The sequence below is a fragment of the Paenibacillus sp. MDMC362 genome, assembly GCF_003269305.1.
Taxonomy (GTDB): Bacteria; Bacillota; Bacilli; order Paenibacillales; family Paenibacillaceae; genus Paenibacillus_AQ.
In genome coordinates, this window is record NZ_QLYT01000070.1 from 51621 (window position 1) to 65207 (window position 13587).

At 51.2% G+C, this 13587-nt stretch carries 10 protein-coding genes; 1 reads left to right on the forward strand and 9 read right to left on the reverse strand.

What is annotated here, in order from left to right; genetic code table 11:
- Positions 1-7: 7 nt before the first annotated feature.
- Positions 8-1315 (reverse strand): replication-associated recombination protein A, encoded by a 1308-nt coding sequence (locus tag DP091_RS28460; RefSeq protein ID WP_113061420.1) that lies wholly within the window; start codon positions 1313-1315, stop codon positions 8-10.
- Positions 1316-1593: 278 nt separating this feature from the next.
- On the opposite strand from DP091_RS28460, the gene DP091_RS32165 reads away from it, so the two are divergent.
- Positions 1594-1722 (forward strand): hypothetical protein, encoded by a 129-nt coding sequence (locus DP091_RS32165; protein ID WP_258394727.1) that lies wholly within the window; start codon positions 1594-1596, stop codon positions 1720-1722.
- Positions 1723-1844: 122 nt separating this feature from the next.
- Here DP091_RS32165 and DP091_RS28465 read toward each other — a convergent pair whose 3' ends face one another.
- From DP091_RS28465 to DP091_RS28500, 8 genes are all read right to left on the reverse strand, one after another.
- The gene (locus DP091_RS28465) at positions 1845-4022 is read right to left on the reverse strand and encodes a HelD family protein (RefSeq protein WP_113061421.1); all 2178 of its coding nucleotides are present in this window, start codon (positions 4020-4022) and stop codon (positions 1845-1847) included.
- Positions 4023-4326: 304 nt separating this feature from the next.
- Positions 4327-5082, reverse strand: a complete 756-nt coding sequence (locus DP091_RS28470) for a tRNA threonylcarbamoyladenosine dehydratase (protein WP_113061422.1) — start codon at positions 5080-5082, stop codon at positions 4327-4329.
- Positions 5083-5117: 35 nt separating this feature from the next.
- Positions 5118-6893, reverse strand: coding sequence for an aspartate--tRNA ligase (gene aspS / locus DP091_RS28475; protein WP_113061423.1), 1776 nt, complete (start codon positions 6891-6893; stop codon positions 5118-5120).
- A 46-nt stretch (positions 6894-6939) separates the two neighbouring features.
- Positions 6940-8193: a histidine--tRNA ligase gene (gene hisS, locus DP091_RS28480; RefSeq protein ID WP_113061424.1), complete on the reverse strand. Its 1254-nt coding sequence runs from the start codon at positions 8191-8193 to the stop codon at positions 6940-6942.
- Between the two features lie 809 nt (positions 8194-9002).
- A complete protein-coding gene (locus DP091_RS28485) occupies positions 9003-9458 on the reverse strand; it encodes a hypothetical protein (protein WP_113061425.1) in 456 nt (151 codons plus the stop codon).
- Between the two features lie 82 nt (positions 9459-9540).
- On the reverse strand, positions 9541-10047 hold the full coding sequence (locus DP091_RS28490) for a type 1 glutamine amidotransferase domain-containing protein (RefSeq protein WP_113061426.1): 507 nt from the start codon (positions 10045-10047) through the stop codon (positions 9541-9543).
- A 487-nt stretch (positions 10048-10534) separates the two neighbouring features.
- On the reverse strand, positions 10535-10978 hold the full coding sequence (gene dtd, locus DP091_RS28495) for a D-aminoacyl-tRNA deacylase (RefSeq protein WP_113061427.1): 444 nt from the start codon (positions 10976-10978) through the stop codon (positions 10535-10537).
- Positions 10979-11223: 245 nt separating this feature from the next.
- The gene (locus DP091_RS28500; protein ID WP_113061428.1) at positions 11224-13401 is read right to left on the reverse strand and encodes a RelA/SpoT family protein; all 2178 of its coding nucleotides are present in this window, start codon (positions 13399-13401) and stop codon (positions 11224-11226) included.
- Between the last annotated feature and the right edge of the window lie 186 nt (positions 13402-13587).

The window sequence follows — 13587 nt, forward strand, 5'->3', positions numbered from 1 at the left end:
TAAGACCCTATTCTTCGCGTCGTAATCGCTGGTTGTGAGCGATCTTGGCTTCGTTCCCCTGCTCCGTCGCCTGATAAAACACCCGGCGGGAGAGCTCCTTCGGCAAATATTCCTGCTTCACGTAATGGCCTGGATAATCATGCGGGTACTTATAGCCGACATGCCCCAGCTTTACCGCCCCCGAATAATGCGCATCACGCAAATGCAGCGGGACCTCCGCCGATTTTACTTCATCCATGGCGGACATCGCCCGTGAGATGGCGGTCACAACGCCATCGGATTTTGGACTTTCCACCGCAAACAGGATAGCCTGGGCGATATTAAGCTTGGCTTCCGGCCAGCCGTTATTCCGGTAGGCGTCCAGGGCGCTTACCGCCTGCACCATCGCTTGCGGATTAGCCAGCCCGATATCCTCGCTGCTGGCAGCAATCAAGCGGCGGATGAATACCATCGGATCCATCCCCAGCTTTTCGACCGCATACAGGAACCAGAACAAGGCCGCATCGCTGGAACCCCGAATGCTTTTATGGAAGGCGGACAGCACGTCATACTGCGTGGACTCGTCCGCCTTGACGAGCGGCTTGCGTATCGATTCCTCGGCCACATCCAACGTAATATGGACCGTCCCGCCCGTATCAGGCGGGGTCGTCATCGCAGCGAGCTCAAGCGCATTCAATGCACGCCGGATGTCGCCGTTCGCCATCGTTGCAATATGCTCCAATGCTTCCTCATCTGCCTGGAGCTCCATGAATCCAAGACCTTTATCCGGATCGGATAAAGCTCGCTGCATCGCGACCATGGAATGATTCTTATTCAGCGGCTCAAGCTGGAACAAGGTTGAACGACTCATCAAGGCCCCATTTACGTAATGAAAGGGGTTCTCTGTCGTCGCGCCGATAAATATAATCGTGCCGTTCTCCACGGCAGGCAGCAGCGCGTCCTGTCTTGAGCTGTTAAAGCGGTGGACCTCATCCAGAAACAGGATCGTTTTGGTGCCGTACAGACTGCGGTTGCTCTGGGCTTGCTCAATGACCTCCCTGACGTCCTTAACCGAGGCCTCCACCGCATTCAGCCGAACGAAGTACCCCTTCGTATGCTGTGAGATAATATGCGCAAGCGTTGTTTTGCCGCATCCCGGCGGGCCGTACAATAAAATGGAGGAAACCTGGTCTGCCTCTATGGCCCGTCTGAGCAGTTTGCCCGGACCGATAATATGTTCCTGTCCTATATATTCATCCAGCGACGAAGGGCGCATCCGATCGGCCAGCAGCCGGGAATCCCGGTCCCCTTCACGCCCGATACTGAATAAATCCATTGCTACACTTCCTTGTCTGATTTCAATGTAAAGATAAGCCGGTTTCAATCAAATCCGTCACACTCTATCATACCATATTCAATTTCGCCATGCCTGTAGCAACCCTATGACATCCACTCCCGTGATTCGGAAATCCGTCGAAATTCGCTATCGCTTAACCTGTTAACCAACTTTTATCTTTCCGGAGCGTTACATATTATAGGAAATTAAACAGGGTATCCGCAGTGAGGAAGACGAATTCTCATTAGACCATGAGAGCTCGAAGGGAGGCTTTTGAATTGAAACGAAAACCTGTGCGAAAAATGACCCTCTTGATCATCTTGGCAGCCGCACTTTCCATCCTCATCGTTTGGACCTTGATCCGGTATATCGAGAATCTGGGCTCTTCCTACCAAATGCTAGGTTAAGCAAAAAGCAGAACAAAAAGTCCCGCAGAGTAAGCACATTGAGACATGTGCCACCCTACGGGACATCTTCCCATCTTTCCATTTCACACTTAACTCTACAACGTCAGTAACGCAATCTCACCTTACTCCGCAGGCCAGCCGATGGCTGTAATATCCGATGCGTCTGCTGTGACATAAGAAGGACGAGCTTTACCATGCAGCAGCCACAGCTCATGCAGTGCCCGCGTACATCCCACATACATCAGCTTGGCATCCCAAGCTTTTTCCGCGTAATGCTCCCGATCCGCATCCGCAACTACCACCGCATCGAACTCAAGTCCTTTGGACAAATAAACAGGAAGCACCGAGTAGCCGCCCTGATACGTTCCTTTGCTGCCATCGATCAGATTCAGCATCGGCCACGCACTAACGAATTGCTCATGCAGCTCTTGCGCTTCTCGCAAGGTTCGAGTAAGTATAGCGACCGTCCGGTATTCCTTAGCGATGAGTGCCTCCATCGCCCGTTCCAAATCTCTCGTTCTGGAATTCGCCGAATCATATGGAATCAGGCGAACGGCATCGCCGCTTCGGAATACGGGTACTGCAAGCAGATCACTGCTGACACCCTTCTCCAAAATGCCGTTCGCAAATTCGATGATCTCCATCGTAGAGCGATAACTGCGTGTCAGCGCAAAATAGGCTGTTTCCTCTTCCTTAAACAGGGAGCTCATCTCTTCCCACCTATGAACGCCGCGATAGGCATGAATGCCCTGCGACAAATCACCTAATATGGTGAAAGAATGTCCTCTGACGAACAGGTCCAGCACCGCCACCTGAAATGGAGAGAAATCCTGAGCCTCGTCAATAACGATATGGTCAAAACGCTGCTCTCCGGTAATATCATTCAATAAGCAGTGGAAATACAGCAAGGCAGGCAAATCCTCTTCGCGGACCACGTTCTTCTTCAGATCCTTACGCGTTGCGGCGAGCACCTCGGACGGAATCATAGCGGCTAGCTCTTCAAACCACGATCCCGTTGCCTTAACCGCCCCAAACAATTGTTTATATAATGAGACCGGCTCAAATTTCGGCCATCGGTTCCCATAAGCTTTTTCTCTTTGAGCCGCTTTTTTCTTCCGTTCCTTCATTACGGCCGCTGATGGCGATTTCTTCAGCTCCATCTCCACCCAGCGGTGCAATCTGGCCAGCAGCCGTTCCTTCCGTTTGGCCAGGGGATACGGCTTATATTCCTGGTAGAACCATTCCGCGATCGTCTCCTGTTTCAGTACAGCCCCATCCCATGGTGAGAAGTCCCCGTCCGGAAGAGCCTCCGCTTCGATGGACTCCACGCACCGCCGGATGATCTCCATCAGTCTCAAGGAGCCTTTGTAGCGCCCGCTGACATTATCGTCAATATTCGGGGTACCCTGACCTGGCTCTGTCTCGAACCACTGATGAAGCGTCTGTGCATGATCATCCGATGCAAGCTGAATATCGAGCAGCTCCGCTGCCCAATCACCAAAGGTCCGCTGCTGAATGTCGCCGACTCCAAGCTCGGGCAGCACATCGGATATGTAATCCAGGAACATCAGGTTGGGTGCGAATATGATCATTTTCTCCGCGGTTACCTGCTCCTTGTACTGATAGAGCAAATATGCCAGCCGATGCAGAGCCACCGTCGTTTTTCCGCTTCCCGCCACCCCTTGGATGATAAGTGCGGTATTTTTGGCAGCCCGGATGATTTTGTCCTGCTCCGCCTGAATCGTGGATACGATATCCCGCAGCCGGTTATCCTTGTTCTCCCCGAGACGGTAAACCAAAAACTCATCGGATACCGCAGGTCCGCCGCTTTCCCGATTGTACGTATCCGATACCCGTTCCAAAATTTGCTTCCGGATCACGACGTTGCGTTTTAAATACACTAGCCCCTCGATGATTCCTTCGGGTGCTTCGAACGAAGCCGGGTCGGTACCGCCGGTAAACGAATAAAAAAGACTCGCGACCGGAGCTCGCCAATCAATCACCATCGGGTGATCCCCGGCATCTTCCTTATCGAAGCCGATCTTCCCGATGTAGAGCGGTTTCTTTGCTCCCGTTCCGCTCTCCTGAAAATCCAGCCTTCCGAAGTAAGGCTCCGGCAAACTTTTGGCGAGGGCCTGCCGTTTCTCTTCCCGCCCCGCTTCGAGCACCTGCTCCGTAAAATCATGACCCGTGTATACCGGAATCCCGCGCAAACGTTCAAGCTGACGGTCAATTTCAACGATAACCTCGTTTAGCCTTGACTCTTCTTCTTGATAGGCACTTTGAAAAGATTCTGACACTTTCAGTTACCTCCTAAGAAACATATTTTTTTCGCATCGAAAGTCTGGCTTTGAGGGCCGTGACACAAAAAGGAGTTTCATTGTAGCACACCTGGCCCGGATATACTAGCAAAGCTCTGTCACAATTATTTTGATTTATTGTCCTGATCGCTTTCGTCCACGGCAGCAAAAAACGCAGCGTCCTTTGGCTGGACGCTGCGTTTGGTTAACCACGATCAACTTTGCCGAAAGGCTGTTCTTACTCGCTGCCTTCCGTTTATCTATCGTTCTCTCGATCCGGGTTTAATTTTGCCCGGACCTCTCATTACAACGAGACGCCGCCTTTTTCGAGCAGTTCTTTTACCGTTACGCTGACCATAATCAGTCCGGCCACAGGCGGAACGAATGCATTGCTTGCCGGAGGCTGCTTCGCTTTCCGGATTTCAGGAGCATTCTCGGGTACAATCTTCTCCGTAACGTCCTGGCGGGGTTTCATCGGCTCCTCTAGTGAGAATACGACCTTGACCCCTTTCTTGATGCCGTCTTTGCGCAGCTTGGTGCGTACAATACGGGCAATCGGATCCATGGACGTTTTGGAGATGTCAGCCACCTGGAACTTCGTGGGGTCCATTTTGTTGGCTGCCCCCATGCTGGAGATGATCGGAATACCTCGCCGCAGGCATTCCTTGATCAGATGTACTTTATAAATAATCGTATCCGACGCGTCAATCACGTAATCCAGATCAAACTTAAATAACTCTTCATACGTCTCTTCAGTGTAGAACATGTTCAGGGCGATTGCTTCACACTCCGGATTGATCAGTTTGACCCGATCAACCATCAGATCCGCTTTCTTCTGGCCTACCGTGGTCGTTAACGCATGAATCTGCCGATTGATGTTGGTGATATCCACCACATCTTTGTCAATCAGAATGATACGGCCAACCCCGGTACGGGCGAGGGCCTCCACCGCAATGGATCCCACGCCGCCGATACCGAGCACCGCCACCGTGCTGTTCTTCATGACCTCAAGGCCCTCAGGACCTATGGCTAATTCCGTACGGGAAAATTGGTGCAGCATAATTCAGGCAACCTCCTTTATCAAGAACAACGGACTTATTTCTCGTCGCCCGGCTTCTTGGCGAGTTTGATATGCAGCTGCTCCAGCTGTCCTCCGTCCACCTGGGAAGGAGCGTCCATCAACAGATCCGTTGCGCTGGCCGTTTTCGGGAACGCAATCGTTTCACGCAGGTTCGTGCGTCCGGCAAGCAGCATCACCAAACGGTCCAACCCGAACGCGATTCCGCCGTGTGGAGGAGTACCGTACTCAAAGGCGTCCATAAGGTAACCGAATTTGTCGTGCGCCACTTCCGGTGACATGCCGAGAGCCGCAAACATTTTCTCTTGGATCTCGCGTTTGAAAATCCGCATGGACCCGCCGCCTACTTCGTATCCATTCAGAACGATGTCGTAAGCTTCCGCGCGCACGGCAAGCGGATCCGTATCCATCAACTCCAGATCTTCGTCTTTTGGACGGGTGAACGGATGATGCTCGGCCACATAGCGCTTCGCCTCTTCATCATAGCTGAACAGCGGGAAGTCCAGAACCCAAGCAAACTTGTACTCGTTGTCGTTGATCAGGCCAAGCTGACGTCCGATTTTCAAGCGGAGTGCGCCAAGCACGTCGGCAACCACTTTTTTATTGTCTGCGGAGAACAGCAGCAAGTCGCCGTCTTCGGCTCCTGTGCGTTCTCTCACCGCTTCAATTTCCTGCTCGCTGAAGAATTTCACGATCGGCCCCTTGAACTCGCCTTCTTTTACTTGAATCCAAGCAAGACCCTTCGCTCCGTAACGGGCTGCATATGGCCCCAGATCGTCAATTTCCTTACGCGTCCAAGTCCCGCAGCCTTTAGCGTTCAAACACTTCACTTCGCCGCCTTTTTCAATGACGGAAGAGAATACTTTGACGCCGCTGCTTGCAACGATATCGTTCATTTCGATCAATTCCATACCGAAGCGGAGATCCGGCTTGTCGGAGCCGTATTTACCCATCGCATCAGCGTAACTGATACGCTGGAATGGCGTTGCAAGCTCAACGCCGATGGTTTCCTTGAACAGCTTCACCATCAGCTGCTCCATCATGTTCAGCAGGTCGTCGCGCTCCATGAAGGATGTCTCGATGTCGACCTGGGTAAACTCGGGTTGACGGTCAGCCCGCAAGTCTTCGTCACGGAAGCAGCGTGCAATTTGGTAGTAACGTTCAAGCCCGCTCACCATAAGGAGCTGCTTATAAATTTGTGGAGATTGCGGAAGCGCAAAGAATTCACCTGCGTGTACGCGGCTCGGTACGAGATAGTCGCGTGCGCCTTCCGGGGAGCTCTTGGTCAGAATTGGCGTCTCTACGTCCACGAAGCCCTCGTCATCAAGGAAGTCGCGGAATACTTTCGACGCTTTGGAGCGCAGCATCAGCGTTTTTTGCATCTCTGGACGACGAAGGTCCAGATAGCGATACTTCAAGCGAAGCTGCTCATCCACTTCCACGCCGTCTTCGATAAAGAACGGAGGCGTTTTGGCTGCATTCAGCACTTCAATGCTTGTCACTTGAACTTCGATTTCGCCAGTAGGCAGATTCAGGTTGAACGTTTCAGGATCGCGCTTTACGACTTTACCGGATACGGCCACCACGAATTCGCTGCGGACCTTATCGGCAACAGCCAAAGCTTCGCCTGAGAAATCCGGGTTAAATACGATTTGCATGATGCCGCTCCGATCACGAAGATCGATGAACAGCACGCCGCCCAAGTCGCGGCGGGTTTGTACCCAGCCGTTCAGTGTTACAGTTTCTCCAATGTTCGCGGTTGTCAGATGACCGCATTGATGCGTCCTTTTCATCGTTTATCATTCCCCTTTACTATAATTAAGTCGCTTCATGCGACGATTAAACCAATTCTTGAACCAGACCGTCCAATCTAACCGTACGCTGCTCGCCGGTCTCCATCGACTTCAGTGCAATCTCTCCGCGCGCCAGTTCGTCTTCACCCAAAATGGCGGTATAACGAGCTTGCAAACGGTCTGCGGATTTCATCTGGGCTTTCATTTTCCGGCCAAGGTAATCGCGTTCGGCAGCTACGCCCTTGCTTCGCAGTTCGTAGATCAATTTGGCCACTTCCCGCTCAGCGGCTTCACCCAGCGCCACCAGATAGACATCCAGCGGCTTGGCTGCCGACAGATTGACCCCTTGGTGCTCCAGAATCAATTGGATTCGCTCAAGACCAATCCCGAACCCAATGCCAGGCTGGTCCGGCCCGCCGATCTGATCGACCAGTCCGTTGAACCGCCCTCCGCCGCCTACCGTGTCGATCGCGCCGATGCCCTGGGCCTTGAATTCAAATGCGGTATGCGTATAATAGTCCAATCCCCGAACCAGTCTTGGATTGATTTCATACTCGATGCCCATCGCATCCAGGTACCCTTTCACTTTCTCAAAGTGCGTGCTGCATTCCTCATCCAGGCTGTCCAGAATCGAAGGCGCACCATCGAACTTCCCTTGGTCCTTCTTGCAGTCCAGCACGCGCAGCGGGTTGCGTTCCATGCGCGACTGGCAATCCGAGCATAGGTTCTCTTTCATAGGTTCCAGGAAAGCAAGCAGCGCACTGCGGTAAGCCGCCCGTACTTCAGGCGTCCCTACCGAGTTAATCTCTGCTTTTACCCCGTTCAGCCCAAGCTCCTTGTAGAAGCTGTACCCCAGCGCAATTACCTCGGCATCGATAGCCGGATCTGCCGTCCCGAATACCTCGACGCCGAACTGATGGAACTGACGGTAACGTCCCGCCTGTGGTCGCTCGTAGCGGAACATGGGACCCATGTAGTACAGTTTCGTGACGTCAGGCTCTCCATACAGCTTGTTCTGCACATATGCCCGCACGACGCCTGCCGTTCCTTCTGGACGCAGGGTCATGCTGCGATCCCCTTTATCCTTGAACGTATACATTTCCTTCTCTACGATGTCGGTGGTTTCGCCCACCCCGCGTTCGAACAACTCGGTCTGTTCAAAGATCGGTGTGCGAATTTCGCGATAGTTGTATCTCCGGCACAAATCGCGTGCCTTCTCCTCGATAAACTGCCATTTCTCGACGGCACCTGGCAGGATGTCCTGCGTGCCTGTCGGTTTCTCGAATTTCTCGTTTGCCATCTTCATCCCTCCACGTCCTATGACATCTTCACCCTTGGAACATGTCCATGGCCTTGATCTGGTTCACTTCTTGAAACTAACTTAGAACTAATTATGGAAAAACTCCTAGGGAGTCATTTCGCAACAAGCCGTGAAAACTAAAAAATCTCCCGCCCCGCTGTCCTAAGACAACAGGGACGAGAGATAGTCATATAATCACCCGTGGTACCACCCACATTCCGGCGTTGACACACCTTAATCAGTGCGTTCAATCATCCGCTTCATCCGTATAACGCCCGGCCGCGCAGTTCGGCTACTGTCTATCCCACCGGGTTATTAACCGGTGCTTGCTTCGCCGTCTGTTCTCGGGGAGGTCATTCGTCCACTCATCAAGCGAATCCTTACAGCCTAGGGATTCTTCTCTGGTCTTGTGGGGATGGAGTACTTGTTCCCGTCATGAAATCTGTTATTGATAAATATATCATACCCAAAACATTATATTTTTAGATTCTAATGAACTACCACGCTAAAGTCAAGAAACTTTGTTGAAATTGCCCGAAAAAAGAAAAAAACCTACAAACCACGTTGTAGGTCCAAAGCATATATTATATAAAAAAGGGGGTCATGCTGTTATTATAAACAGGGAATATTAAAGGAACATTGAACAAACATTACAGTTATGTTACAAGCGAGAAAGCGCTTTTAATGTAATAGCCGTAAAAAGGCTGCTCCATTCGCGGAACAGCCCTTTTGCGTTCCCAGGGACAGCTCCCCGAGAATGATGATCTTCCATCTCCCAAAGGGAATAACGCTGCTAGTTTCTTCGCTATTTAGTCAAATCGCTCCACATAAGCGTTATTCGCCCGCAAATCATGTACGATCTGATCGTAATCTTCGTCCCTTACCTTAACGGACAACGTATATCTCAGATCATCATAGTCCCGGTCCGTTACGTCTGCTTCGCGCCACGCGTCGCCCAGCGTGTCATCGCCGTGCGGTCTATCTTGCGCTATATCGCGGCTGTCATTGGCGTCACGGGAGCCCACGATGACCCCGGGAGCCCCGACGACTCCGCCGGGAACTCCCATCGTTGTAGCCCCTGCAGTCGCTCCACCCGTGCCGGAATTACCCCACGGCACCAGCGGCACGAGGATATTGCCTCCGCCTCGAACCGAATCCTGAAGCTGTCCCACCTCCAGCTGCTCCGTGTTGTACGTTAACAGCCTCGTCCTTGCGCCTTCGGCGTCGTCTTCCGTTCTGAAATAAGCTTGAATTTGTCTAGACATGTCCATTCCTCCTTTTTTTCAACCCATTTGTTTGAAAGACCGGTATACCATGGACAACCATACAGCATCAGCTGCTTTCTTCTTACAGTGCCTTTAACAGCTCGCGCACAAAGGCCGGCTCGTCTTTCGGCGTCCGGGACGTAATGAAGTTACGATCCACGACGACTTCTTCATCCTTAAAGTTAGCGCCGGCATTTACCATATCATCCTGAAGCGGAGGATAGGAAGTGATCGTGCGTCCCTTTAGCAGGTTGGCACTTGCCAGAATTTGCGGCCCATGGCATATCGAGGCAATCGGTTTGCCTGCCTTGTCCGCTGCTGCAACAAACTGCAATATATGGGAATCCAGACGCAAATTTTCAGGGGAAGAGCCGCCTGGAATAACCACCGCATCATAATCGTTTATATTGACGTCGGCAATGGCTTTATCCGTTGTATACGATGCCTTGCCTTGTTTACCCTTAACCTCTTGTCCTTGCTTCAACCCAATAATATCAGCTTGATGCCCCGCTTCCTTCACGGCATCATAAGGAGTTCTCATCTCGGAATCTTCGAATTGGTCAGCTAGTAGAAATGCAACTTTACTCATCTGGCATGTCTCCCTTCATGATTGTCCTCGATTTGTTATTACCCTGGAATGTCCTTTTTATAACAGCGGAATGGACAAAGCCCTGCGATCTGCACCATTCAAGTACAGGGTCATGACAGGGTTGTGTGGGACTCCCGAATTATGAAAAAGAGCCTGAGAATATTCTCAGGCTCTTTCATGAAGTCACCAGAAGTGACACCCTATCCTATTTGGTCCTACGATCTCGGCAGCTGCTTCCGCATATGTCCTTTTATGCTGATGAGTTGTACAGGATCTTCCGAAGCTGCAACCATGCGCTCTGTACTCGCTGCTTCCCTAATGTCTCCGGACCCGACCATCGTGGGCAAACTGCTCCATATCGAAAATTTGGGAGGTTGGCGCATAGCAAACACGGCTCCTTTTTTGTGTGAATGCCTCACAAGCATTTGTTCACTCAGGATGCCCCAACTCTCCAATATGATGCATGCTGCCCGTCTTTTTTGCCCGCTTATGATCTGCTGTCAATGATCAGGGTAACCGGGCCCCAATTGGTTAGCGACACGTCCATCATGGCTCCGAACACCCCGGTCTCAACCTGCAACCCCTTCGCTATGAGCTCGCGGTTAAACGCCTCATATAATGCATTCGCTTCATCCGGTTTGGCGGCGGCCATGAAATTCGGACGTTTTCCCTTGCGGGTGTCACCATAAAGTGTAAACTGGGATACCGACAAAATGGCTCCGCCCACGTCCTGGACGCTAAAATTCATTTTTCCATCCTCGTCCTCAAAAATGCGCAGCCCCGCAACCTTCTCAGCAAGGTATTTGGCATCCTTCTCTTCATCCTCGTGCGTCACACCGACCAGCACCATCAATCCCGATTCAATCTGGCCAACGATTTCATTGTCAACCGTGACTTGCGCATGCTTGCATCTTTGAATAACCACTCTCATCGTGTTTAGCTCCTTCTTTTCCGTAACAAAAATGTCTATCGATGTGCTCTCTAAGAAGACCGCGTTTATCGGCAGTTCTCTTGTGATATCAGGCAGCAGATCCTCCGAAGTCTATACACTGACATCTTAAAATAAAACGGCCTGTCTCCCGCAGGATAACAGACCGCATTCGTATTATCATCCGAGACTGTCCATGTCCATGAAACCCCGGAGTCCGTAACCACGCTACCGTGCCATCACTGGCGTTACTGCATGATTCGATGAACGGTATATACATCCTTCACCCGCTTGATTCGCTCCACTACGGAATGGAGGTGATCCGTGTTGCGGATCAAAATCGTCATGTGAATCATCGCCATTTTGTTCTTGTCAGATCGGCCGGTCACAGCGGAAATATTCGTTTTGCTCTCTGAAACGGCCTGAAGAACTTCATTTAACAGTCCGTTGCGATCATGGCCCGTCACTTCGATATCGACGCTGTAATTAGCCTCGACCGCCGTTTCCCATTCCACCTCGATGACGCGCGCGGCATCCTCGCCTTCACCCATGGACGGCAGATTGGCACAATCCGAACGATGGACCGATACACCGCGTCCGCGGGTAACGTAACCGACAATATCATCGCCGGGTACGGGGTTGCAGCATCTCGCGAAACGCACGAGCAGATTATCAATCCCCTTCACGCGCACGCCGTTAGTCGGACGGCTTCGTTTCTCCGCAGGCTTGATTTCCTTCATCTCGGAAGTCAATTCAAGCTGATTCGCTTCCTCCTGCTCCTTACGGAGCTTCTCGGTCACTTTGGTACAGATTTGCGCGGCAGTGATCCCGCCAAAGCCTACCGCGGATAACATATCCTCGATATCATTAAAGGCGAATTTCTTGGCCGCCTCCATTAATTTATCATCGGTCGTCCATTCGGACACCTCAAGACCGAGGCGCTTGATTTCGCGCTCCAGCATATCGCGTCCCTTCTCCACATTCTCTTCCCGCTTCTCTTTCTTGAACCACTGCTTGATCTTACTGCGGGCATGGGAGGATTGGGCAATCTTCAACCAGTCCTGGCTAGGACCGTACGAATGTTTCGATGTTAAAATTTCCACGATATCGCCGGTCTTGAGTTGATGATCCAGCGGAACGATTCTGCCGTTGACCTTGGCACCAATCGTTCGATTACCTACTTCAGTATGAATCCGGTAGGCAAAATCAAGAGGGACGGAGCCTGAAGGCAGCTCGATCACCTCACCTTTTGGCGTAAACACAAAAACCAAATCGGAGAAAAAGTCCATCTTCAGAGATTCTACAAATTCCGAGGCATCCTTCGTCTCATGCTGCAGCTCCAATATTTCACGGAAGAACGTCATCTTGTTATCGAAGCTGCCTCCGTTGCCTGCGGAACCTTCTTTATAGGACCAGTGAGCCGCGATACCGTACTCTGCCGTACGATGCATCTCCCAGGTCCGGATCTGAACCTCTGTCGGTTCCCCATTCGGTCCGACCACCGTCGTGTGAAGGGATTGATACATATTCGTTTTTGGCATGGCGATGTAATCTTTGAAACGGCCAGGCATCGGCTTCCACAAGGTATGGATGATGCCAAGCGTAGCATAACAATCCTTGATATTGTCCACAATAATGCGGATTGCAAGAAGATCATAAATTTCGTTGAATTGCTTGTTCTTCACCGTCATTTTCTTAAACACGCTGTAGATATGCTTCGGTCTGCCCGATAAGTCGGCTTGTATGCCCATCTCGTCGAGCTTCTCATGAATACAGACTATGACATTGTCGATATACTGCTCACGTTCAGCCCGCTTCTTGTGCATCAAATTCGCAATGCGGTAATACTGCTGCGGATTTAAGTAACGAAGCGCAATATCCTCCATCTCCCACTTAATCGCGGAAATACCTAAACGATGAGCGATCGGACAAAAGATCTCTAGCGTTTCATAGGAAATACGGCGCTGGCTTTCCTCGGACTGATACTTAAGCGTGCGCATATTGTGAAGCCGATCCGCCAGCTTGATCACGATCACCCGGATGTCCCGGGCCATCGCGATAAACATTTTACGATAATTTTCGTTCTGCTGTTCTTCTTTGGATCGGAATTGGATACGTTCCAGTTTCGTTAAACCATCCACCAGCAGTGCGCAGGTATCCCCGAAGCGCTCACGGATCTGCTCGAGTGATACAGTTGTATCCTCAACGACATCATGAAGCAACGCAGCAATAATAGACAACGTGTCCATCTGCATATTCACCACGATGTCTGCAACCGCAAGCGGATGAAGAATATAAGGTTCTCCCGATTTCCGCACTTGTCCGTGGTGGGCTTGCTCCGCAAATTCATAAGCTTCCTGGATGCGGAGAAGATCGGGTTCTTTTATATAGGCGCTGGCCTTTTCGAGTAATCGCTCTATGCCCATTTTGGAGTCCTTCTCTTCCCTTTCTATATAAAATGGAACCCGCCCTTGTCAAAACGTGCAGGTTCCCTCGTGATTGTTTTCCTATCATTATGACGCTTGTGACGATATACGTCAACATGTCGAGCGTTCTGACACTTATAGTATGCCCGTTTCCGGCTCGGAGACATCAAAACTTGACATGAAATG